Source organism: Streptomyces sp. BRA346 (genome assembly GCF_052851135.1).
The window spans coordinates 204,969-227,798 of record NZ_JAIWIH010000004.1 but is presented as its reverse complement, the minus strand read 5'-3'; the positions used below and the strand labels follow the sequence as shown (position 1 = coordinate 227,798).

17 protein-coding genes are annotated in these 22,830 nt (G+C 70.1%); 9 read left to right on the top strand and 8 right to left on the bottom strand.

Translation table 11 applies throughout. The annotated features are described in order from the left end of the window. Positions 1–165 precede the first annotated feature (165 nt). Positions 166–1,932: a proteasome ATPase gene (gene arc, locus LCH29_RS06670; RefSeq protein WP_446460744.1), complete on the bottom strand. Its 1,767-nt coding sequence runs from the start codon at positions 1,930–1,932 to the stop codon at positions 166–168. Positions 1,933–2,189: 257 nt separating this feature from the next. On the opposite strand from arc, the gene LCH29_RS06665 reads away from it, so the two are divergent. Continuing rightward, positions 2,190–2,480 (top strand): ferredoxin, encoded by a 291-nt coding sequence (locus LCH29_RS06665; RefSeq protein ID WP_055553393.1) that lies wholly within the window; start codon positions 2,190–2,192, stop codon positions 2,478–2,480. Positions 2,481–2,521: 41 nt separating this feature from the next. Here the strand turns inward: LCH29_RS06665 and LCH29_RS06660 are convergent, their stop codons facing one another. The 3 genes from LCH29_RS06660 to LCH29_RS06650 all read right to left on the bottom strand — a co-directional run bounded on the left by LCH29_RS06660 (position 2,522) and on the right by LCH29_RS06650 (position 5,675). Continuing rightward, the gene (locus tag LCH29_RS06660) at positions 2,522–3,124 is read right to left on the bottom strand and encodes a hypothetical protein (RefSeq protein ID WP_446460743.1); all 603 of its coding nucleotides are present in this window, start codon (positions 3,122–3,124) and stop codon (positions 2,522–2,524) included. A 109-nt stretch (positions 3,125–3,233) separates the two neighbouring features. Further along, on the bottom strand, positions 3,234–4,187 hold the full coding sequence (locus LCH29_RS06655; protein ID WP_446460742.1) for a tRNA (adenine-N1)-methyltransferase: 954 nt from the start codon (positions 4,185–4,187) through the stop codon (positions 3,234–3,236). A gap of 243 nt (positions 4,188–4,430) precedes the next feature. After that, a complete protein-coding gene (locus LCH29_RS06650) occupies positions 4,431–5,675 on the bottom strand; it encodes a site-2 protease family protein (RefSeq protein WP_446460741.1) in 1,245 nt (414 codons plus the stop codon). A 128-nt stretch (positions 5,676–5,803) separates the two neighbouring features. Between LCH29_RS06650 and LCH29_RS06645 the strand changes: the two genes are divergently transcribed. Both LCH29_RS06645 and LCH29_RS06640 read left to right on the top strand, forming a co-directional pair. After that, entirely contained in the window at positions 5,804–6,736 is a 933-nt protein-coding gene (locus tag LCH29_RS06645) for a RecB family exonuclease (protein WP_446460740.1), read from the top strand. Between the two features lie 13 nt (positions 6,737–6,749). Further along, positions 6,750–7,421: a response regulator gene (locus LCH29_RS06640; protein ID WP_009719179.1), complete on the top strand. Its 672-nt coding sequence runs from the start codon at positions 6,750–6,752 to the stop codon at positions 7,419–7,421. A gap of 32 nt (positions 7,422–7,453) precedes the next feature. Here LCH29_RS06640 and LCH29_RS06635 read toward each other — a convergent pair whose 3' ends face one another. The 4 genes from LCH29_RS06635 to metH form a co-directional block, all read right to left on the bottom strand. Beyond that, the gene (locus LCH29_RS06635) at positions 7,454–9,049 is read right to left on the bottom strand and encodes an ABC transporter substrate-binding protein (protein ID WP_446460739.1); all 1,596 of its coding nucleotides are present in this window, start codon (positions 9,047–9,049) and stop codon (positions 7,454–7,456) included. 56 nt (positions 9,050–9,105) lie between these two features. Further along, positions 9,106–10,710 (bottom strand): ABC transporter substrate-binding protein, encoded by a 1,605-nt coding sequence (locus tag LCH29_RS06630; RefSeq protein WP_446460738.1) that lies wholly within the window; start codon positions 10,708–10,710, stop codon positions 9,106–9,108. Positions 10,711–11,049: 339 nt separating this feature from the next. After that, positions 11,050–11,751, bottom strand: a complete 702-nt coding sequence (locus LCH29_RS06625; protein WP_446460737.1) for an HAD family hydrolase — start codon at positions 11,749–11,751, stop codon at positions 11,050–11,052. 128 nt (positions 11,752–11,879) lie between these two features. Next, positions 11,880–15,383: a methionine synthase gene (metH, locus tag LCH29_RS06620; protein ID WP_446460736.1), complete on the bottom strand. Its 3,504-nt coding sequence runs from the start codon at positions 15,381–15,383 to the stop codon at positions 11,880–11,882. 236 nt (positions 15,384–15,619) lie between these two features. On the opposite strand from metH, the gene LCH29_RS06615 reads away from it, so the two are divergent. The 6 genes from LCH29_RS06615 (at position 15,620) to LCH29_RS06590 (ending at position 22,255) form a co-directional block, all read left to right on the top strand. Beyond that, positions 15,620–16,384 (top strand): IclR family transcriptional regulator, encoded by a 765-nt coding sequence (locus LCH29_RS06615; protein WP_123101089.1) that lies wholly within the window; start codon positions 15,620–15,622, stop codon positions 16,382–16,384. A 350-nt stretch (positions 16,385–16,734) separates the two neighbouring features. Next, entirely contained in the window at positions 16,735–17,529 is a 795-nt protein-coding gene (locus tag LCH29_RS06610) for an MIP/aquaporin family protein (RefSeq protein ID WP_446460735.1), read from the top strand. A gap of 37 nt (positions 17,530–17,566) precedes the next feature. Continuing rightward, a complete protein-coding gene (glpK, locus tag LCH29_RS06605; RefSeq protein ID WP_446460734.1) occupies positions 17,567–19,114 on the top strand; it encodes a glycerol kinase GlpK in 1,548 nt (515 codons plus the stop codon). A gap of 5 nt (positions 19,115–19,119) precedes the next feature. After that, the gene (locus LCH29_RS06600; protein ID WP_446460733.1) at positions 19,120–20,730 is read left to right on the top strand and encodes an FAD-dependent oxidoreductase; all 1,611 of its coding nucleotides are present in this window, start codon (positions 19,120–19,122) and stop codon (positions 20,728–20,730) included. A gap of 262 nt (positions 20,731–20,992) precedes the next feature. Further along, the gene (locus LCH29_RS06595; protein ID WP_063733798.1) at positions 20,993–21,463 is read left to right on the top strand and encodes a hypothetical protein; all 471 of its coding nucleotides are present in this window, start codon (positions 20,993–20,995) and stop codon (positions 21,461–21,463) included. Between the two features lie 120 nt (positions 21,464–21,583). Further along, on the top strand, positions 21,584–22,255 hold the full coding sequence (locus LCH29_RS06590; protein WP_123101094.1) for a FadR/GntR family transcriptional regulator: 672 nt from the start codon (positions 21,584–21,586) through the stop codon (positions 22,253–22,255). The last annotated feature ends 575 nt before the right edge of the window (positions 22,256–22,830 follow it).

Sequence of the window (22,830 nt, the reverse complement as noted above, 5' to 3'; positions counted from 1 at the left end):
GGGCCGCGGCGGTACCGGCGAGCCGGATACGGCTGTGCGGTGCTGCGGAGATCATGACAGTCATTGCTCCGGTGGGGCTCGTAGGACTCATACGATGAATGCCGTCCGAAAAGCGCATCCGGCTGCGGATGCCCCGTCCAGGACATCCGCAGCCGGACAGCGGTGTTACAGGTACTGACCGGTGTTGGCCACCGTGTCGATGGAGCGTCCGGTGTCCGCGCCCTGCTTTCCGGTGACCAGGGTGCGGATGAAGACGATCCGCTCACCCTTCTTACCGGAGATGCGGGCCCAGTCGTCCGGGTTCGTGGTGTTCGGCAGGTCCTCGTTCTCCTTGAACTCGTCCACACAGGCGGCGAGCAGATGGGAGACCCGAAGGCCCTTCTGGTTGTGGTCGAGGAATGCCTTGATGGCCATCTTCTTCGCCCGGTCCACAATGTTCTGGATCATGGCGCCGGAGTTGAAGTCCTTGAAGTAGAGGACTTCCTTGTCACCATTGGCGTAAGTGACCTCCAGGAAGCGATTCTCCTCGGATTCCGCGTACATCTGCTCGACGACCGACTGAATCATGCCGGCGATAGCGGCCTTGGGGGACCCGCCGTGCTCGGCGAGGTCGTCCGTGTGGACCGGCAGGGTGGCGGTCAGGTACTTCGAGAAGATGTCCTTGGCGGCCTCTGCGTCCGGACGCTCGATCTTGATCTTCACGTCGAGACGGCCGGGGCGCAGGATGGCCGGGTCGATCATGTCCTCGCGGTTCGAGGCGCCGATGACGATGACGTTCTCCAGGCCCTCGACACCGTCGATCTCGGAGAGCAGCTGCGGGACGATGGTGTTCTCCACGTCCGAGCTGACTCCGGAGCCGCGGGTGCGGAACAGGGAGTCCATCTCGTCGAAGAAGACGATGACCGGCGTGCCCTCGCTGGCCTTCTCGCGGGCGCGCTGGAAGACCAGCCGGATGTGCCGCTCCGTCTCACCGACGTACTTGTTCAGCAGCTCGGGGCCCTTGATGTTGAGGAAGAAGCTCTTCCCCGCGGGCTTGCCGGTGACTTCGGCGACCTTCTTGGCAAGGGAGTTGGCGACGGCCTTCGCGATCAGCGTCTTGCCGCAGCCGGGCGGGCCGTACAGCAGCACGCCCTTGGGCGGCCGCAGTTCGTGCTCCTTGAACAGGTCGGGGTAGAGGTAGGGGAGCTCGACCGCGTCCCGGATCAGTTCGATCTGGTTTCCCAGGCCGCCGATCTTGGTGTAGTCGATGTCCGGAACCTCTTCGAGGACGAGTTCCTCGACCTCGCTCTTCGGCACGACCTCGTAGACGTAGCCGGACCGGGGCTCCAGCAGTAGGGCGTCACCGGGGCGGATGGTGGTTTCCAGCAGCGGCTCGGCGAGCCGCACCACGCGCTCCTCGTCGGTGTGCCCGATCACCAGGGCCCGCTCGCCGTCCTCAAGGACCTCCTTGAGGGTGACGATGTCCCCGGCGCGCTCGAACTCCATGGCCTCGACCACGTTGAGCGCCTCGTTGAGCATGACCTCCTGGCCCCGCTGGAGGTCATCGAGCTCGACGCTTGGGCTGACATTCACGCGGAGTTTACGGCCTCCGGTGAAGATGTCGGCTGTGCCGTCCTCGTTCGCCTGCAGAAAGGCACCGAAACCGGCCGGCGGCTGGGCGAGCCGGTCGACCTCCTCCTTGAGGGCCACGATCTGGTCGCGGGCCTCACGGAGGGTGTTCGCGAGCCGCTCGTTCTGGGCGGAGACTCCCGCCAGGTTGGTCTGCAGCTCGACGATCCGCTCTTCGAGAATCCTCGTGTGACGCGGAGAGTCGGCGAGCTTGCGGCGCAGGACGGCGATTTCCTGCTCGAGATAGGCAACCTGACCGGCGGGGTCGTCAGACCCCCGCCCCGGCCGGATGCCGCGGTTGATGTCGTCGTCGTGGGCTGCCACGGTCCTCACCTCCTCCAAGGGGAGCTGGACGCTTCCTGACCCTACCTGGGCCGGTGCGGGTTGAAACCCCTAGATCACAAACCCGGTCGGCGTGTGTCCGATCTTCACCCTTGCGCACTCCCTCACGCCAGGTGAATACCCACCCAACAACATCGGAAAGCGAGCGGTTGTATCGTCGACCCGGTCAACACCCGCCAGGGCTGGCGATATTTAGTCAATGTTGAATCGCGTATCGAGGGAACGGCAGGCGACGCACCGTGCGGAACGAGGAGCTCGGCGATCTTGAAGTCTGGATTGACCAGGACCTGTGCACGGGGGACGGGATCTGTGCCCAGTACGCGCCCGAGGTCTTCGAACTCGACATCGACGGTCTAGCCTACGTCAAGAGCGCCGACGACGAGCTTCTCCAGGACAAGGGCGCGACCACGAAGGTGCCGCTGCCGCTGCTCACCGAGGTCGTGGATTCGGCCAAGGAGTGCCCGGGCGACTGCATCCATGTGCGGCGTGCCGCGGACAAGGTCGAGGTGTACGGCCCGGACGCCGAGTAGCGGCCTCGGGGCCGGGGCGGCGGGGAACGCCGCGTGACCGGTCAGACACTCCCCGGCACGGGCAGTGCCTTCAGGACGAACTCGCCGTCCTTCCACTGCCAGTTGACCTTGCGCTGGAGGTCGGGACAGCAGCGCGGCACTTTCGTCGACGAGTAGCCCAGCAAAGTGGCCGAAACCTTCGTTCCGCGCACCGCGAAATCCTGGAGACTCATCCCCTCTTTCGGGTCGACGAAGGTCGCCACGATCCGGGGGGCCGCACCCTTGCGGTTCGGCTGCGCGAGCACGTAGAGGCCGCTGGGCGGGTTGCCCGCCGCGGTCTCGCAGCGCACCACGGCGACGGTTTCCGGCCTTCCGTCGCCGTCGAGGTCTCCCGAGGCCCGGTCCACCACGCCGGGCCGGGCCCGGCCGCAGTCCATCGGGTAGTGCGCGGCGCGCGGGTCGGGGGCCTGTGCGGCGGGCAGGCCGCCGGTGCTGGGCGCCGAGAGGGTGGTGGGGGCCGAGGTGGCCTTGGCGTCGGCGGGCTGGAAGGCCGACGCTCCGGCGACGACGGCGGCCACGGCGGCCGCGGTCGCGATCCAGTGCCCGAGGCGGGGGCGGGTGTGCGCGAGATCCGGGCCCAGAGGCTGCACGCGGGACGACTCCATGAGATGGCTGCGGCGGAGGGGGTGCTCCGCATCGTGCCACATCTCACACCGGCGCGGCCACCGTCCCGCACGGGGGAAGTCGGTGGCCGCGCCGCGTGGTTGGCGGGGTTCAGCCGCGGTCGGCCGCGTCCTGACCGCCGGAGGCGCCGCGCTTGCCCTCCGGGGCGGCGGTGTCCTTCCCGCTGCCGTAGCCGGGATAGTCGTCGCCGTACGCGCCCTTGGCGGGCCGGCGGCGGCGCAGCGGCGGTTCCACGCCGTCGGCGAGGCGGCGGGCGGTGAGGAGGAAGCCGGTGTGGCCGATCATCCGGTGGTCGGGGCGTACTGCGAGGCCCTCGACGTGCCAGGTGCGGACCATGGTCTCCCAGGCGGACGGCTCGTTGAAGGTGCCGTGCTCGCGGATGGACTCCACGGTGCGGGCCAGCTGGGTGGTGGTGGCGACGTAGGCGCACAGGATGCCGCCGGGCACGAGCGCTTTGGAGACCGCTTCCAGGCATTCCCAGGGGGCGAGCATGTCCAGGATGACGCGGTCGACGTCGGTGTCGGACAGGTTGTCCTGGAGGTCGCCGACGGTCAGCCGCCAGGCGGGGTGCGGGGCGCCGAAGTAGCGCTCGACGTTCTGGGAGGCGATCTCGGCGAAGTCGGCCCGGCGCTCGTAGGAGTGCAGCATGCCCTGGTCGCCGATGGCCCGCAGCAGGAAGGTGGAGAGCGAGCCGGAGCCGACGCCTGCCTCGACGACGCGTGCGCCGGGGAAGATGTCGGCCATCGCCAGGATCTGCCCCGCGTCCTTGGGGTAGACCACGGCGGCACCGCGTGGCATGGACAGGACATAGTCGGGGAGCAGGGGACGCAGCGCGAGGTACGCGACGTTTCCCGTGGTGCGCACGACAGTTCCCTCGGGGGCGCCGATCAGCTCGTCATGGGGGAAGGAACCCTTGTGGGTGTGGAAGTTCTTCCCGGCTTCGAGCGTGAACGTGTAGTGGCGTCCCTTGGGGTCGGTGAGCTGGACCTGGTCCCCGACCTGGAAGGGCCCGCGACGGCGGGCGGCACCGGTCGGTTCGGACATGTGAACAGCCTACCGGCAGCGCGGGCCTGCCCGGCACGGCGGGCCTGGGCGGGCGCCCGAGGGCGGGCGCCCGAGGGCGGGGCCGCCCGGGGCCGCAGGCGAGCGCCAGTGGGCGCGCCCTTGCCGAAAGGGGGGCACCTCCCAGCGGTAGCTGGGGAGAGACCAAGCGTCGGGAGCGACAGAGCGCAGTGTCGAGGAGCGTCGGCAGGGGACCCGAGCGCCCGGAGGCAAGCGAGCCTCGAATCAAGCCGTCGGGGTGCGCGCCATGGCGTTGACGAAGGCGCGCTCGACGTCGGCCGTGGAGAGCACGCCGTAGATCTCGCCCGTCTCCTCCACCACCAGGTACTCGGTCGCGGGGGTGGCGCGCAGGGTGTCCAGCAGCTCCTCGCCGGTCAGCTCGGCGGAGACCCGCATGCCGTCCTTGATGTCCTGGGCGAGGCCGCTGACCGCGACCCAGGGGCGCCGGTGCTCCGGGACGCCGACGATGGCCGCCTCCCGCACCACGGCGGTGGGGGCGCCGTGGCCGTCCACCACGACCAGGGCGCGCGCCCCCGCCTCGTTGGCCCGCCGTAGCGCCTCGGACAGCGGGGTGTCGGCCGCGACGGGCACGGCGCGCCGGGTGAGGTTGCGGGCGCGCAGGTCCGGCAGGCGCTCCCGCAGCCGGGCCATGCGCAGGCTGTTGCCCGCGCCGGTCCAGATGATCGCGGCCAGTATGGCGGCGAGCAGCGCGTCGGTGAGCGAGTCGACGCTGCCGAAGTCCTTGGGCTCCCCGCCGAGGCCGCCCGCCTGGGTGAGCAGCGGCAGTCCCACCAGGACGGCGACGGCGAGCGCCCGGCCGGTCCAGGCGGCGGCGACGGTGCCGGCCATGGGCTTGCCGCTGATCTTCCAGACGACGGCGCGCAGCATCCGCCCGCCGTCCAGCGGAAGGCCGGGCAGCAGGTTGAAGGCGGCCACGATGAGGTTGGAGATCATCAGTCCGGCGAGCAGCACCCCGGGGACCGTGTCGGGCTCCACGACCAGCATGCCGAGGTAGAAGACCCCGGAGAGGACCAGAGAGAGCAGCGGGCCGACGAAGGCGAGGACGAACTCCCGGCCGGGGGTCTCGGACTCCTTCTCGATCTCCGAGACGCCGCCGAAGAACTGGAGCTGGATCCGGCGCACCGGCAGCTTGAAGCGCAGGGCGGCCACGGTGTGGGCCAGCTCGTGGACCAGGACGGAGGCGTAGAAGGCGACCGCGAAGAAGAGCGACACCAGGTAGCGGGCGGCGCCCAGCTCCGGCAGCACCCGCTCCAGCTGGCCGCCGAAGACCCAGGTGATGAGGGCGGCCACGAGGAACCAGCTGGGCGAGACGTAGACGGGTACGCCGAAGGGGCGCCCCATCAGGATGCCGCCGCCCACCTCGCGTGGGCGGCGCGGCTTGTCCGCCTCGGGCTCGGTCGTGCGGTCCGCTCCCCCGTCGCCGGACTGCCGCTGCCCGCTGTTGTCCACGGTGTCCCCTCGTCGGATGCGTCGGTCGCACCCTCTTTTGATACGGTCCCCACGATCATGCAGTGCGAGGGGCTCGGACGTCGATGGTATGCGTCCGGCTGTCGGTGGCGGGTCGTAGGGTCTTCGCCATGGGAATCACCTCAGGGCAGCCCGAACAGGCGGACGGGGCACCGCAGTCCGGCCGCGCCGCGTCGCTCTCGCCGTCCCGTGCGGCCGACTTCATGCGGTGCCCCTTGCTGTACCGCTTCCGGGTGATCGACAAACTGCCGGAGAAGCCGAGCGCCGCCGCGACGCGCGGCACGGTGGTGCACGCGGTGCTGGAGCGGCTGTTCGACGCGCCCGCGGCGGAGCGCACCGCGCCGCGCGCCCGGGCGATGGTGCCGGGCGAGTGGGAGCGGCTGGTGGCGGCCCGGCCGGAGCTGGCGGAGCTGTTCCGGGAGGAGGACGGCGCGGAGGCCCCGGAGCGGCTGGCCGAGTGGCTGGCGGGGGCGGAGAAGCTGGTGGAGGGGTGGTTCTCGCTGGAGGACCCGACCCGGCTGGAGCCCGCCGAGCGGGAGCTGTTCGTGGAGACCGCGCTGGAGTCGGGGCTGACGCTGCGCGGGATCATCGACCGGGTGGACATCGCGCCGAGCGGGGACGTGCGGATCGTCGACTACAAGACGGGGAAGGCGCCCGCGCCGAGTTACGCGGGCGAGGCGCTGTTCCAGATGAAGTTCTACGCGCTGGTGCTGTGGCGGCTGCGGGGCACGGTGCCGCGCCGGCTCCAGCTGGTCTACCTGGGCAGCGGCGATGTGCTGACGTACGACCCGGAGGAGCGGGATCTGCTCGGGGTGGAGCGCAAGGTGCTGGCCCTGTGGGAGGCGATCCGGCTGGCGACGGAGTCGGGGGATTTCCTGCCGCGCCGGACCAAGCTGTGCGGCTGGTGCGATCACCAGGCGCACTGTCCGGAATTCGGTGGCACTCCCCCGGCGTATCCGCTGCCCGTGATCCCGGCTCAGTCCCCTGCTCCCTCCCCTGCTCCCTCTGGGGACCACGGCTCCGGCAGAATGGACGCGGTCTAGCGAAGGAGATCCCGTGGCGATCCGCGTCCTACTGGTCGATGATCAACCGCTGCTGCGCACCGGATTCCGGATGATCCTGGAGGCGGAGCAGGATCTGGCGGTCGTCGGCGAGGCGGGGGACGGGCTTCAGGCCCTCGACCAGGTGCGGGCGCTCCAGCCCGACGTGGTGCTGATGGACATCCGGATGCCGCGGATGGACGGGGTGGAGGCGACCCGGCAGATCACCGGTCCCGGGCGGGACGGCCCGGCGAAGGTGCTGGTGCTGACCACCTTCGACCTCGACGAGTACGTGGTGGAGGCGCTGCGCGCCGGGGCCAGCGGCTTTCTGCTGAAGGACGCCCCGGCGACCGAGCTGGTGCAGGCCATCCGCGTGGTGGCGGCGGGCGAGGCGATGCTGGCGCCGAGCATCACGCGACGGCTGCTCGACAAGTACGCGGGGCATCTGCCGTCGGGTGAGGAGCCGGTTCCGGACACCCTGCACACGCTCACCGAGCGCGAGGTCGAGGTGCTGAAGCTGGTGGCCCGGGGGCTGTCGAACGCGGAGATCGCGGCGGATCTGTTCGTGAGCGAGACGACGGTCAAGACGCATGTGGGCCATGTGCTGACCAAGCTGGGGCTGCGGGACCGGGTGCAGGCCGCGGTGTACGCGTACGAGAGCGGGCTGGTCCGCCCCGGCGCGCAGTAGGCATCAGGCGCGCGCCGGGGCGGGACCGGGCGTCAGTCCGTGGGCGACTTCTTGATCTCCCAGAAGCGGAAGACCGTCGAGGCGTCCAGGGTCCACTGGAGCCCGGAGATGGACTCCTGGGCCACCGCGTACTGCTTGCCCTGCCACAGCGGCAGCATCGGCACGTCGTCGGCGACCAGGTCCTGGATCTTCTGGAAGTCGCCGACGGTGGCCGCGCGGCTGGGCTGGCCCGCGGTGGCCGGGATGAGCTGCCCGGTGAGCTGCGCCTGGGTGTAGTTGTTGGCCAGGACGTTCCCGGCGCCGAAGAACGGGGCGACGAAGTTGTCCGGGTCCGGGTAGTCGGGCACCCAGCCCTTGACGTAGACGGGGTAGTCCCCCTGGGCCACGCCCTTCTCGTAGGTGGCGACGTCGGTGCTCTTCACGTCGACGTCGAACAGCCCGCTGGCGTTGAGCTGCTTGGCGATCTCGTGCAGGCCCGGCACGGTGCCGGGGCCGTAGCGGATCGGGGTGCCCCACAGGGTCAGCTTGACCTTGTCGGTGATGCCCTCGTCGCGCAGCGCCTGCTCGGCCTTCTCGGGCTGCGGCCGGTCGCCGTACTTGTCGAAGAAGGCGGTGTTGTGGCCGGTGATACCGGCGGGGACGACCGAGTACAGCGGCTCGGCGGTGCGCTTGTAGACGTCCCGGACCAGGGTGGAGCGGTCGAGGAGGTACGCCATGGCCTTGCGCACGCCGAGCTTTCCGGCGACCGGGTCCTTCATGTTGAAGACCAGGTGCTGGACCTCGGCGCCGGTGCCCTCGACGACGTTGAGGTTCTTGCCGCCGCTGAGGGACTCGGCCTGGAGGTCGGCCAGGTCCTTCATGGCCAGCCCGCGGTAGGCCAGGTCCACGTCGCCGTTCTGGACGGCGTCCTTCAGCTCCTCCTGGCGGCCCTCGAAGAACTTCAGGGTCATGCCGGTGTTCTGGGCCTCGGCGGGGCCCTTGTACTGGCCGTTGACCGAGAAGTCCGCCTCCTTCTTGCTGAAGGAGTCCAGCTTGTAGACGCCGGAGCCGATCGCCTTGTTGTCGGTGCGCAGCTTGTCGGCCGGGTATGCGCTGTGGTCCACGATGGACCCGGCGCCGGAGGCGATCTTCTGCGGGAAGGTGGCGTCCGGGGTCTTCAGGTTGAAGACGACGGTCCGCTCGTCCGGGGTCTTGATGTTCCCGATGCTGGCGAGCATCACCGCCGGGCCGTTTTCGTCGTTGATCCGCATGGTGCGCTCGAACGAGAACTTGACGTCCTCGGAGGTCAGCGGATGTCCGTTGGAGAACTTCAGGTCGTTCCGCAGGGTGCAGGTGAAGACCTGGCTGGAGTTGTCCTTGAAGCCGCACTTCTCCGCCGCCTCCGGCTGCGGGGTGGTGCCGCCCTTGGGGAAGCTCAGCAGCGACTGGAACACGTTGTTGAACAACAGCCAGGAGCCCGGGTCGTAGCCGGATGCCGGGTCGGTTGCCAGCACCTCGTCCGACATTCCCATGACGATGTGCTCACCGCTGCCCGCGGTGTCCCCGTCCTCGCTCCCACAGCCGGTGAGCAGGGCGGCGGCAAGTCCCGCTCCAAGGGGAGCTGCCAGCCACTGGTCACGTTTCCTCACGGGTGGTTTCCTCACAGTTTCGTCGTCTCGTTATCCGGCCCCCGTCTGGCGTTGCGTCAGCTGTTGGCTCCCCGGCCCAGCTCCCAGAGCTGGAGCATGGTCGAGGAGTCGAATGCGTATTCGGCCCCGGTGATGTTCTCTCGGGCCGCCACATAGGTGTTCCCCTGCCACAGCGGCAGATAGGGCACATCGTCGGCGACGGTGTTCTGGATGGTCTGGAAGTCTCCGGCCGCGCGGGAGCGCTGGCTCTCCTGCCGGGTCCGCGGGATCAGCTCGCCCTGTACGGCGCTGTCGCGGTAGGGCGAGTTGAGGAAGTTGTCCTTGGTCAGGAAGGGCGCGACGTAGTTGTCCGGGTCCGGGAAGTCCGGCAGCCACCCCATGCCGTAGGCGGCGTACGCGCGCTTGGGGAGGTTGGGGCGGAACTCGGTCCAGCGGACGCCCTTGATCTTGACCTTGAAGAGACCGCTGCGGTTGAGCTGGCTCCGGAGCTCCTTGAACTCCTGGGCGGTCTCGGGACCGTAGTGGTCGGTCGTGTACGTCAGGGTCAGCTTCACCGGGGTGCTGACCCCGGCGTTGCGCAGGACGGTGCGGGCCGCGTCGGGGTCGGGGTCGCCGTACTCGTTGTAGAACGAGTTGGTGTGCGAGGTGACGTTGTTCGGGATCAGCGAGTAGAGGGGCTCGGCGGTCCGCTTGTAGACGTCGCGCACCAGCGCCTGCCGGTCCACCAGCTGGGCGATGGCCTGCCGTACGGCCTTGGTGCCGACCACCGGGGCGTCGGTGTCGAAGACGAGGTAGCGGATGCCCTGGCCGGAGGACTCGAAGAGCCGGACGCCCTCGACCTCGCCCTTGTTGAGCTCGTCGATCTGGCCGGGCGAGAAGCCGCGGTGCACCACGTCGATGTCGCCCTTGGTCAGCGCCTTCTCCATGGCCGGTGCGGAGTCGAAGAACCGCATCTCGACCTTGTTGCTGTGCGGCTTCACATCGCCCTGGTAGTTCGGGTTCTTGGTGAAGAGCACCTTCACCAGCCGGTCGTCCCGCACCTCGGTCTTCGCCTGGTACGGGCCCGAGCCGACGAGGCTGAAGCCCTTGCGCAGCGCGTTCCCCCGGTAGGCCTCGCTGTCCAGGATGGCCGCGGCCGGGGTGGTGAGCTTGGACGGGAAGGTCGCGTCGGGCGCGCGGAGGTGGATGACGACCTCGCGGGAGGTCGGGGTCTCCACCTTGTCGACGTTGGAGAGCAGGGAGACCGGGCCGTTGCGGTCCTTGATGCGCAGCATCCGGTCGAGGGAGAACTTGACGTCCTCGGAGGTGAGCGCGTGGCCGTTGGAGAACTTCAGCCCGCTGCGCAGGGTGCAGCGGTACTGCTCGCTCTGCCGGTCCTGGAAGCCGCACTTCTGCGCGGCGTCGGGTATCGGCTCGGTTCCCGAGCGGGGCAGCCGCATCAGCGTCTGGAAGGTGTTGTGGAGGACGCTCCAGGAGGCGAAGTCGTATGCCTGGGCGGGGTCCAGCGGGGCCGGCGCCGCCTTGGAGGCCTCGATCCGGTCGGTACTCCCCAGGACGATGGCGCCGTCGTCAGCGCCCGAGCCGTCGGGTCCACCGCATGCGGTGAGCGCTGACGTCAGTAGGCCCGCCACGGCCGGCAGCGCGAGCGACTTGCGCTTCATTGTCGGGAGTCTCCCTGCGATCGATCAACCACTCGCGACGAGATTAGTCCGAGGCGCCAGCCATGCTCAGACACAACGAAGTTGAGGCGATATCACGCACCGATAACGCGAAAGGTCCGCCCGATATTCGAACGCGGTCGCGTTTCGTACGGCATGTCATCAATCCGGACACAAGGGCGCGCCCACATCGCACCAAACAGGACGCGCAGCAGATACCCACCCCACCTGTCGACAGCATATGCAGTGATAAACATCACGCCCGGAATGCCGCTGCCGACGCACAAAAACAGGGAGCGCGTTATTCAGTCTGCAATTTACAGACATACGCTCAGTGCCCGATCAGTGCATTCCTGTGACCAGCCCGCGCAGAAATGGAAGATCGACTTCTTCCAGCGATCCGACGACCGTGCGGCCCGCCGCGGGCTCGATCGGCACGAGGGAGGGCACCGCCAGCACCCGGCACCCGGCCGCCTCGGCGGCCCGTACCCCGGTCGCCGTGTCCTCGATGACCACGCACCGTGCCGGGTCGGCGGCCAGCCCCGCGGCGGCGAACAGATACGGGTCGGGGTGCGGTTTGGTACGGCCGATCTCGTCGCCCGCGACCGTCAGCGCGAAGTTCTCAGGTCCGATCGACCGCAGCAGCCGGTCCATCACCCGGCGGTGCGAGGCGGAGACCAGGGCGGTCGGCACCCCGTGCGCGCCCAGCTCGGTGAGCAGCCGGCGCGCGCCGGGCAGCATGGGCACGGTGCCGTCGAGCAGCTCGGTGAAGCGGCTGTTCAGCAGGCCGGTCAGCTCGGCGAGCGCGATGTCGGCGCCGGTGGCCTCGATGAGGAACGAGGCGCTGCGGGTCATCGGGCCGCCGACCACCACCTGGCGGTACTCCTCGGCGAGGGCGTGGCCCAGCTCGGCGAAGATCGACACTTCCGCGTCCCACCAGATGTCCTCGGTGTCCACCAGGGTGCCGTCCATGTCGAGCAGGACCGCCTGGAGGGCGGAGCCTTCGGCCGTACGGGTGTCGACGGCGGGGATGCTGCTGGTCATCCAAACACCTCCGGATGCGGGGCACGAAGGCCGGCCCCCTTCCACGATGTGGAAGACGACCGGCCTCTACCGGATCGACCAGTTTACGACGCGGCGCGTCGCGGCGCCTCCCGTCGGGCGCCCGCCGGTTACCGGGCGTTGAAGTACTTCGCCTCCGGGTGATGGATGACGATCGCGTCGGTCGACTGCTCGGGGTGCAGCTGGAACTCCTCGGAGAGCTTCACCCCGATCCGCTCCGGCTCCAGCAGTTCGGCGATCTTGGCCCGGTCCTCCAGGTCGGGGCAGGCGCCGTAGCCGAGCGAGAAGCGCGCGCCGCGGTACTTCAGCGCGAACATGTCCTCGATGTCGCCGGGGTCCTCCCCCGCGAAGCCCAGCTCGGACCGGACCCGGGCGTGCCAGTACTCGGCGAGCGCCTCGGCGAGCTGTACGGACAGCCCGTGCAGCTCCAGGTAGTCGCGGTAGGAGTCGGCGGCGAACAGGTCCGCGGTCGCCTCGCCGATCCTCGAGCCGACGGTGACGACCTGGAGGCCGACCACATCGGTCTCGCCGGACTCCTCGGGCCGGAAGAAGTCCGCCAGGCACAGCCGGCGGCCGCGGCGCTGGCGCGGGAAGGTGAAGCGGGTGCGCTCGCTGCCGTCCTCGTTGAGCAGGACCAGGTCGTCGCCCTTGGAGACGCAGGGGAAGTAGCCGTAGACCACGGCGGCTTCCAGCAGGTTCTCCGTACGCAGCTTGTCCAGCCAGCCGCGCAGCCGCGGGCGGCCCTCGGACTCCACCAGCTCCGCGTAGCTCGGCCCGTCGCCGGTGCGGGCCTCCTTGAGTCCCCACTGGCCCTTGAACAGCGCGCCCTCGTCCAGCCAGGAGGCGTAGTCGACCTGCTGGATACCCTTGACGACGCGGGTGCCCCAGAAGGGCGGGGTGGGCACCGGGTTGTCGGTGGCGACGTCCGAGCGCGACGGGCCCTCCGGCTCCGGGTCGCTCAGGGCCGTATCCCGCTTGGGCACCCGGCGCTGTTTGAGGGCGGGCAGCTCCGCGCCGGGGACGCCGCGCTTGACGGCGATGAGGGCGTCCATGAGGCGCAGGCCCTCGAAGGCGTCGCGGGCGTAGCGGACCTCGCCCTCGTAGATCTCGTGGAGGTCCTGTTCGACGTAGGCGCGGGTGAGGGCGGCGCCGCCGAGGATGACGGGGTAGTCGGAGGCCAGGCTGCGCTGGTTCAGCTCCTCCAGGTTCTCCTTCATGATCACCGTGGACTTCACCAGCAGCCCTGACATGCCGATGACGTCGGCGCGGTGCTCCTGGGCGGCGTCCAGGATCGCGGAGACCGGCTGTTTGATGCCGAGGTTGACCACGTTGTAGCCGTTGTTGGACAGGATGATGTCCACGAGGTTCTTGCCGATGTCATGGACGTCGCCGCGGACGGTGGCGAGCACGATGGTGCCCTTGCCCTCGTCGTCGGACTTCTCCATGTGCGGCTCCAGGTGGGCCACCGCGGTCTTCATCACCTCGGCGGACTGGAGGACGAACGGCAGCTGCATCTGGCCGGAGCCGAACAGATCGCCGACGACCTTCATGCCCGCCAGCAGCGTCTCGTTGACGATCTCCAGCGCCGGGCGCTCCTGGAGCGCCTCGTCGAGGTCGGCCTCCAGGCCGTTGCGCTCGCCGTCGATGATGCGCCGCTGGAGGCGCTCGTCCAGGGGCAGGGCGGCCAGTTCCTCGGCCTTGCCCGCCTTGAGGGACTTGGCGGTGGCGCCCTCGAAGAGCGCCATCAGCTTCTGGAGCGGGTCGTAGCCCTCGGCGCGGCGGTCGTAGATCAGGTCGAGGGCAGCGGTGACCTGCTCCTCGTCGAACCGCGCGATCGGCAGGATCTTGCTCGCGTGGACGATCGCCGAGTCCAGCCCGGCCTTGACGCACTCGTCCAGGAAGACGGAGTTGAGCAGGATGCGGGCGGCCGGGTTGAGGCCGAAGGAGATGTTCGACAGGCCCAGCGTGGTCTGCACGTCCGGGTGGCGGCGCTTGAGCTCGCGGATCGCCTCGATGGTGGCGATGCCGTCCTTGCGGGACTCCTCCTGCCCGGTGCAGATGGTGAAGGTCAGGGTGTCGATGAGGATGTCGGACTCGCGGATGCCCCAGTTGCCGGTGAGGTCGGCGATGATCCGCTGGGCGATCTCGACCTTCTTCTCCGGCGTGCGCGCCTGGCCCTCCTCGTCGATGGTCAGCGCGATCAGCGCGGCGCCGTGCTCGCGGGCGAGCTGGGTGACCCTGGCGAAGCGGGACTCGGGGCCGTCGCCGTCCTCGTAGTTGACCGAGTTGATGACCGCGCGGCCGCCCAGCTTCTCGAGCCCTGCCTCGATGACGTCCACCTCGGTGGAGTCCAGCACGATCGGCAGGGTGGAGGCGGTGGCGAAGCGGCCGGCCAGCTCCCGCATGTCGGCGACGCCGTCGCGGCCGACGTAGTCGACGCACAGGTCGAGCAGGTGGGCGCCCTCGCGGATCTGCTCGCGGGCCATCTCCACGCAGTCGTCCCAGCGGCCGTCCAGCATGGCCTCGCGGAACTTCTTCGACCCGTTGGCGTTCGTCCGCTCGCCGATGGCCAGGTACGAGGTGTCCTGACGGAACGGAACCGTCTGGTACAGCGAGGCGGCGCCCGGCTCGGGGCGCGGCTCGCGCGTGGCCGGGGTCAGGTCGCGGACCCGCTCGACGACCTGGCGCAGATGCTCGGGCGTGGTGCCGCAGCAGCCGCCGACCAGCGACATGCCGTACTCGCGGACGAAGGTCTCCTGGGCGTCGGCCAGCTCGGACGGGGTGAGCGGGTAGTGGGCGCCGTCCTTGCCGAGCACCGGCAGGCCCGCGTTCGGCATGCAGGACAGCGGCACGCGCGAGTGGCGGGCGAGGTAGCGCAGGTGCTCGCTCATCTCGGCCGGGCCGGTGGCGCAGTTGAGGCCGATCATGTCGATGCCGAGCGGTTCCAGGGCGGTCAGCGCCGCGCCGATCTCGGAGCCCAGCAGCATGGTGCCGGTGGTCTCGACGGTGACCGAGCAGATGATGGGGAGGCCCGCGCCGGTGGCGTCCAGGGCGCGGCGGGCGCCGAGGATCGCGGCCTTGGTCTGGAGCAGGTCCTGGGTGGTCTCGACCAGGAGGGCGTCCGCACCACCGGCGATCATGCCTTCGGCGTTCTGCTGGTAGGCGTCGCGCAGCGTGGTGTACGGGGCGTGGCCGAGGGTGGGGAGCTTGGTTCCGGGGCCCATCGAGCCGAGCACCCAGCGGTGGCGCCCGTCGGCGGCGAACTCGTCGGCCACCTCGCGGGCGATCCGGACGCCCGCCTCGGACAGCTCGTAGACCCGCTCGGGGATGTCGTACTCGCCCAGCGCCGCGTGGTTGGCGCCGAAGGTGTTCGTCTCGACACAGTCCACGCCCACTGCGAAGTACGCCTCGTGGACCGAGCGGACGATGTCGGGGCGGGTGATGTTGAGGATCTCGTTGCAGCCCTCGAGCTGCTGGAAGTCGTCGAGACTGGGGTCCTGCGCCTGGAGCATCGTTCCCATCGCACCGTCGGCGACCACCACGCGGGAGGCGAGTGCCTCGCGGAGGGCGTCGATTCGGGCGGCGGATGCGGACGATGACGTGTGCGAGGCCATGGATGTGCTCCCTGGAGTGCGACGGCTGTCGGCTTTGCGCCCTCACTTGGCAAGGGCGCACCAGGCCAGCCTAGCTGCCGGGGGCAAGAGGGCAGGGGGCCGTCCCAGCACCCGGACTCACATCCTCCGGTCGGCCGCCGCGGACTGGTGATCGTTTACGTTTGGCTGTGTGTACCGCGGAGTCGGCATGGACCGATAGTGTTCAGCATTGTCGAACCGCAGTCAGGAGGTTGGCGATGGCACGGAACATCCAGTCGTTGGAGCGCGCTGCCGCGATGCTACGCCTGCTCGCCGGCGGCGAGCGCCGGCTGGGACTGTCCGACATCGCCTCCACCCTCGGGCTCGCCAAGGGGACCGCCCACGGCATCCTGCGCACCCTCCAGCAGGAGGGGTTCGTCGAGCAGGACGAGAACTCGGGCCGCTACCAGCTGGGCGCCGAGCTGCTGCGGCTGGGCAACAGCTATCTGGACGTCCACGAGCTGCGCGCCCGGGCCCTGGTGTGGACGGACGACCTGGCCCGCTCCAGCGGCGAGAGCGTCTACCTCGGCGTGCTGCACCAGCAGGGCGTGCTCATCGTCCACCATGTCTTCCGGCCGGACGACAGCCGTCAGGTGCTGGAGGTCGGCGCCATGCAGCCGCTGCACTCCACCGCGCTGGGCAAGGTGCTGTCCGCGTACGACCCGGTGGCGCACAGCGAGGCGGCCGAGGGCGACCGGAAGCCGTTCACCAAGCGCACGGTGACCGAGACGGACGCGTTCGAGGGCGTCCTCGCGCTCACCCGGGCGCGCGGCTGGGGCTCGGACGTGGAGGAGACCTGGGAGGGCGTCGCGTCGGTCGCGGCCCCGGTGCACGACCGGCGGCGGCTGCCGGTGGGGGCGGTGGGGATCACGGGCGCGGTGGAGCGGGTGTGTGAGGACGGGGAGCTGCGCTCCGAGCTGATCGCCGCCGTACGGGACTGCGCGCGGGCGGTCTCCCGCGACCTGGGCGCGGGGCGGTTCTGACCCCGGCCCCTCCCGGAGACCCGCCCCGGCCCGGCCGCCCCGGCCCCGGACCGGAGCGCGCCCGACCTGGGCCGGGAGCCTGATCGCCCGTCCTGACCAGGACCTTTGGCCAGGTCTATGGTCCCTCATCACGGTTTCACATCCTCCCGAGTTTTCCTCCACACGACCCTTGACGGGGTCTTCGCCGTGAAGAAAACTGCCGTTCATCGGTCGGCATTGTCGAACACCTGACGACAATATTCGCTATGGTGGACTCGCCGCGGGCCGACCAACGCCCTCCCATGAGGGCGCGGATCTCCGGCGGGACCGGGGGTTCGCCTTCCCCTGGACGAAGGACAAAGGAGTCGCGGGTGTCCAGCTCCGACATCTTCATCGGCGAGACCATCGGTACCGCCGTACTCACCCTGCTCGGCTGTGGTGTCGTCGCAGGCGTTCTCTTGAAGCGATCCAAGGCGTTCGACGCGGGATGGCTGGCCATCACCTTCGGGTGGGGCTTCGCCGTCCTCACGGGCGCATACATCTCGGCGCCGCTCTCCGGGGCGCACCTCAACCCGGCGGTGACGCTCGGTCTCGCGATCTCGGGCGGCACCGAGTGGGGCGACGTACCGATCTACTTCCTCGGGCAGATCACCGGCGCCATGATCGGCGCGGTCCTGGTGTGGTTCGCGTACGTGGGCCACTTCCAGGCGCACCTCACCGACCGCGCGGTGGTCGGCGGTCCGGGCGCCCAGGACACGACGAAGGCCGACGCCGCTCAGGCGGGCGCCGCGGGCCCGGTGCTGGGGATCTTCTCCACCGGTCCGGAGATCCGGAACACGGCTCAGAACCTGGTCACCGAGATCATCGCCACCGTCGTGCTGGTCCTCGCCATCCTCACCCAGGGCCTGAACGGCGACGGCAAGGGTCTGGGCGTGATCGGCGTCCTGATCACCGCCCTGGTCGTGGTCGGCATCGGCCTCTCGCTCGGCGGCCCGACCGGCTACGCCATCAACCCGGTACGTGACCTGGGCCCGCGCATCGTGCACGCCCTCCTGCCGCTGCCCAACAAGGGCGGGTCGGACTGGGGCTACGCCTGGATCCCCGTCGTCGGCCCGCTCCTCGGTGGAGCCATCGCCGGCGGCATCTACGAGATCGCCTTCGCCTAGCCCCCACCCCCTCGGACTCGCAGGAGAGCAACCCACCATGACCGACACCCACACCACGAGCGCCTCCTCCCACGGACACGGTCCGTTCATCGCCGCCATCGACCAGGGCACCACGTCCAGCCGCTGCATCGTCTTCGACCGGGACGGGCGCATCGTCTCGGTCGACCAGAAGGAGCACGAACAGATTTTCCCCAAGCCGGGCTGGGTCGAACACAATGCGACCGAGATCTGGCAGAACGTGCAGGAGGTCGTGACCGGCGCGATCACCAAGGCCGAGATCACCTCCGCCGACGTCAAGGCGATCGGCATCACCAACCAGCGCGAGACCACCCTGCTGTGGGACAAGAACACCGGCGAGCCGGTGCACAACGCGCTGGTCTGGCAGGACACCCGCACCGACGCGCTCTGCCGGGAGCTGGGCCGCAACGTCGGCCAGGACCGCTTCCGCCGCGAGACGGGCCTCCCCCTGGCGTCCTACTTCGCCGGACCCAAGATCCGCTGGCTGCTCGACAACGTCGAGGGGCTGCGCGAGCGCGCCGAGTCGGGCGACATCCTCTTCGGCACCATGGACTCCTGGGTCATCTGGAACCTGACCGGCGGGGTCAACGGCGGCGTGCACGTCACCGACGTCACCAACGCCTCCCGCACCATGCTGATGAACCTGCACACCCTCGACTGGGACCAGAAGATCCTGACGTCGATGGAGATCCCGGCCGCCGTGCTGCCGAAGATCCGCTCCTCCGCCGAGGTGTACGGGCGGACCGCCGAGGGCGTCCTCCAGGGCGTGCCCGTCGCCTCCGCGCTCGGCGACCAGCAGGCGGCCCTGTTCGGCCAGACCTGTTTCGCCGAGGGCGAGGCCAAGTCCACGTACGGCACCGGCACCTTCCTGCTGATGAACACCGCCGACAAGCCGGTCAACTCCTACAACGGCCTGCTGACCACCGTCGGTTACCGGATCGGCGACCAGAAGCCGGTGTACGCCCTGGAGGGCTCCATCGCGGTCACCGGTTCGCTGGTGCAGTGGATGCGCGACCAGATGGGGCTGATCAACAGCGCCGCCGAGATCGAGACCCTGGCCAGCTCGGTGGACGACAACGGCGGCGCGTACTTCGTGCCCGCTTTCTCCGGGCTGTTCGCCCCGTACTGGCGCGACGACGCGCGCGGCGTGATCGCGGGCCTGACCCGCTACGTCACCAAGGCGCACATCGCGCGGGCCGTGCTGGAGGCCACCGCCTGGCAGACCCGCGAGATCGTCGACGCGATGACCAAGGACTCCGGCGTCGAGCTGACCGCGCTCAAGGTCGACGGCGGAATGACCTCCAACAACCTGCTGATGCAGACCCTCTCGGACGCCCTCGACGCACCCGTGGTGCGCCCGATGGTGGCCGAGACCACCTGCCTCGGCGCCGCCTACGCCGCCGGCCTGGCCGTCGGCTTCTGGCCGGACACCGACGCGCTGCGCGCCAACTGGCGCCGGGCCGCCGAGTGGACCCCCCGTATGGACGCGGACATACGGGACCGCGAGTACAAGAACTGGCTCAAGGCCGTGCAGCGGACCATGGGCTGGATCGAGGACGAGGAGTAATCTCAATGACCCCCCTGCAGAGCGTTCCTTCCCTCGGGACGCACCCGGCTGCCGGTTCGCACCCGACCCGCGCCGAAACCCGGGAACAGCTGTCCAAGGCTTCGTACGACCTCCTGGTGATCGGCGGCGGCATCCTGGGCATCACCACTGCCTGGCACGCCGCGCAGTCCGGACTGCGGGTGGCCATGGTGGACGCCGGCGACTTCGCCGGCGCCACCTCCTCCGCCTCCTCCAAGCTGCTCCACGGCGGCCTGCGCTACCTCCAGACCGGTGCGGTCAAGCTCGTCGCCGAGAACCACTTCGAGCGGCGTGCCGTCTCGCGCAGCGTCGCGCCGCACCTGTCCAACCCGCTCACCTTCTACCTGCCGGTCTACAAGGGCGGCCCGCACGGCGCGGCCAAGCTGGGCGCGGGCGTCTTCGCGTACTCGGCGCTCTCCGCGTTCCGCGACGGCGTCGGCCATGTGATCAACGCCGAGAAGGCCGCGCGGGACGTGCCGGAGCTGCGCACCGAGGGGCTGCGGGCGGTCGCCGTGTACGGCGACGGGCAGATGAACGACAGCCGCATGGCCCTGATGACGGTCCGGGCGGCGGTCGACGCGGGCGCCACCGTGCTCAACCACGCCGAGGTCACCGGGCTGCGCAAGACGGACGGCCGGGTCACCGGCGCGGAGCTGAGGGACCGCACCGACGGCACCGAGTTCGGCGTCAACGCCCGGCTGGTGCTCAACGCCACCGGCCCCTGGGTGGACCACCTGCGGCGGATGGAGGACCCGAACGCGGCACCGTCCATCCGGCTCTCCAAGGGCGCCCACCTGGTCCTCAAGCGCACCTCCCCGTGGCGGGCGGCGCTGGCGACGCCCATCGACAAGTACCGCATCACCTTCGCCCTCCCCTGGGAGGACATGCTGCTGCTCGGCACCACCGACGAGCCGTACGAGGGCGACCCGGCCGATGTCGCGGTCAACGACGCGGACATCACCCAGATCCTGGACGAGGCCGCGTTCTCCATCCGCGACCAGCAGCTCTCCCGCGACCTGATCACCTACGCGTTCGCGGGGCTGCGGGTGCTGCCCGGCGGCCCCGGCGACACCGCGAAGGCCAAGCGGGAGACGGTCGTCACCGAGGGCAAGGGCGGCATGCTCTCCATAGCGGGCGGCAAGTGGACCACCTTCCGCCACATCGGCCGCACCGTGATGAGCAAGCTCGCCGAGCTGCCGGGCCGTCCGCTGGCGGACGACATGGAGCCGGTCAAGCAGCTGCCCAAGCACATGCCGCTGCCCGGCCTCGCCAATCCGCACGCGGTCGCCCACCGGCTGCTGGTGGACGGCGGTACGCCGGGCCCGCGCATGGCCGCGGACACCGCGCGCCACCTGGCGACCCACTACGGTTCGCTCTCCTTCGACATCGCGCGGCTGGCGAGCGGCGACGCGGCGCTCGCCGAGCGGATCCACCCGGACGCGCCGGAGATCTGGGCCCAGGTCGTCTACGCCCGTGACCACGAGTGGGCGCAGACCGCGGACGACGTGCTGCGCCGCCGCACCACGCTGACGATCCGCGGCCTGGACGACGACGCCATCCGCGGGCGGGTCGAGGAGCTGCTGGCCAAGCGCGGCTGACGTTTCTGTCGACGGCCCTGTCGACGGCCGGGTGAGAAATCGCTTCTTCTCGCCCGGCCGTCGGTGTGTGCGGAGGGGCTGTGCGCGGGGCTGCGCGCGGGGCGGGACCTTACTCGCGAGTTAAAAAGTTGCGGAATCACTCTTGCCTTCTTCGGCGCCACGCGTATCAATAGCTCCGTCCGCGCATGACGGGCAGTCAGGAAGCGCGGACGCACCCCCCACCAGCCCACCGCTCACTTCCCCCACTCCGGAAGGCAGTCCCATGAGACGCATCAAGCTCGGGATCGGCACGGCAATGGGAACAGCAGCACTGGCCGCCGGCGCGCTCGCGCTGGCGCCGAGCGCGGTCGCGGTCACCCCGACCACCGCGACGTTGACGGCCGACTGCGGAACCTTCGGTTCTGGTCTGGCGACGCTGACCGCCACGCAGAGCGGCACCGCCGCGACCATCACCCTGTCCTCGGCGGCCGTCAAGGCGCCGATCGACATTCCGGCGGGCGCGGTCAGCTCCACCCTCACGCTGTCGAAGAACGGCTCCGGCACCACGACGTTCACCGGCAACGCCAACCCGGCCATCAAGACCGGCGCCGACGTGACCACCGGCCCGCTCAAGGGCACCGTGGCCGCGGGCGACGTGCTGGAGGCCAAGTCGCTCAAGCTGGTGGTCTTCGGCCTGATCACGGTCAACTGCACCGCCACCTCGGCCCAGTCCCCGGGCCCCTTCACCTTCTGAGCCACCTCGGCAGCAGCCGACAGCGGATCGAAACGGACCGGCGGCGTCCCCGGAAGACGCCGCCGGTCCGCGCGCGCCATAATGGACCCATACATCGGATGTTTGACCCGGAGGTCCATCATGGCGGTCACCGACGAGGCGATCGAAAAAATCAAGGGCATGATCGTCTCGGGTGCGCTGCGCCCGGGTGACCGGCTTCCCAAGGAGAGCGAGCTGGCCGCGGATCTGGGTCTGTCCCGCAATTCGCTGCGCGAGGCCGTCCGCGCGCTGTCCCTGATCCGCATCCTCGACGTGCGGCAGGGCGACGGTACGTACGTCACCAGCCTCGATCCCCAGCTGCTGCTGGAGGCGCTGAGCTTCGTCGTGGACTTCCACCGGGACGACACCGTGCTGGAGTTCCTGGCGGTGCGCCGCATCCTGGAGCCCGCGGCCACGGCGCAGGCCTGTAGCCGGATCAGCGACGCCGAACTGGACGCGCTCGGGGCCCAGCTGGACGCGCTCGGCGAGGCGCCCTCGGTGGAGGAGCTGGTCGCCTGCGACCTCGAATTCCACCGGGGCATCGTCCACGCGTCGGGCAACTCGGTGCTCTGCTCCCTCCTGGACGGGCTCTCCGGCCCCACGACCCGCGCCCGCGTGTGGCGCGGTCTCACACAGGAGGACGCGGTCAGCCGCACGCTCCATGAGCACCGGGCGATTCTGGGGGCGCTGCGGGATCGGGATGCGGAGGCTGCGCGGTCGTGGGCGACGGTGCATGTCGCGAGTGTGGAGCAGTGGTTGCGGTCGACGCTGTGATGGGGCGGGGGCGTCTTTCCCCACCCCGCCCCTTCCCGAACCCAGGGCTCCGCCCCGGCCCCCGCTCCTCAAACGCCGGAGGGGCTGGATGGTGGGGCACGTCCGCCCCAGCCCCCGGCCCGAAGCCGAGCACGGGCCGCGCTCGGGGCAGGGCCGCGCTGGGCCCCAGCCCGCGGGCCGCGGGGGCGGAGGACAGCCGCGAAGGGTGCGGGGCCCGGGAGCCCAGCGCAAGGCAGCCCAAATCGGCGGGCTCGCCCAAGCCGAACGCCACGCGCCAGGTCCCAACCCGAGGGACGCAGGGGGGAGCCGCCGTAGAGGGGGCGGGGCGCCCGCACGGGTCGGCCCGGGTTCGGCGGACTCTGTCAGGCCAAGCTGGGCCGGAGGATGCGGGGCCTTCAACGGGGGTGGGGCCGCGTAACGGGGCAGGGCCGCGCTGGGCCCCAGCCCGCGGGCCGTGGGTGGCCGAGAGCAGCCACGGCTAGGGCGCGCAGGCAGGTCCGGGTCGGCGGGCTCGGCCAGGCCAAGCTGGGCCGGAGGGGGCGGGACCCTCAACGGAGGCGGAACCGCGGAGCGGG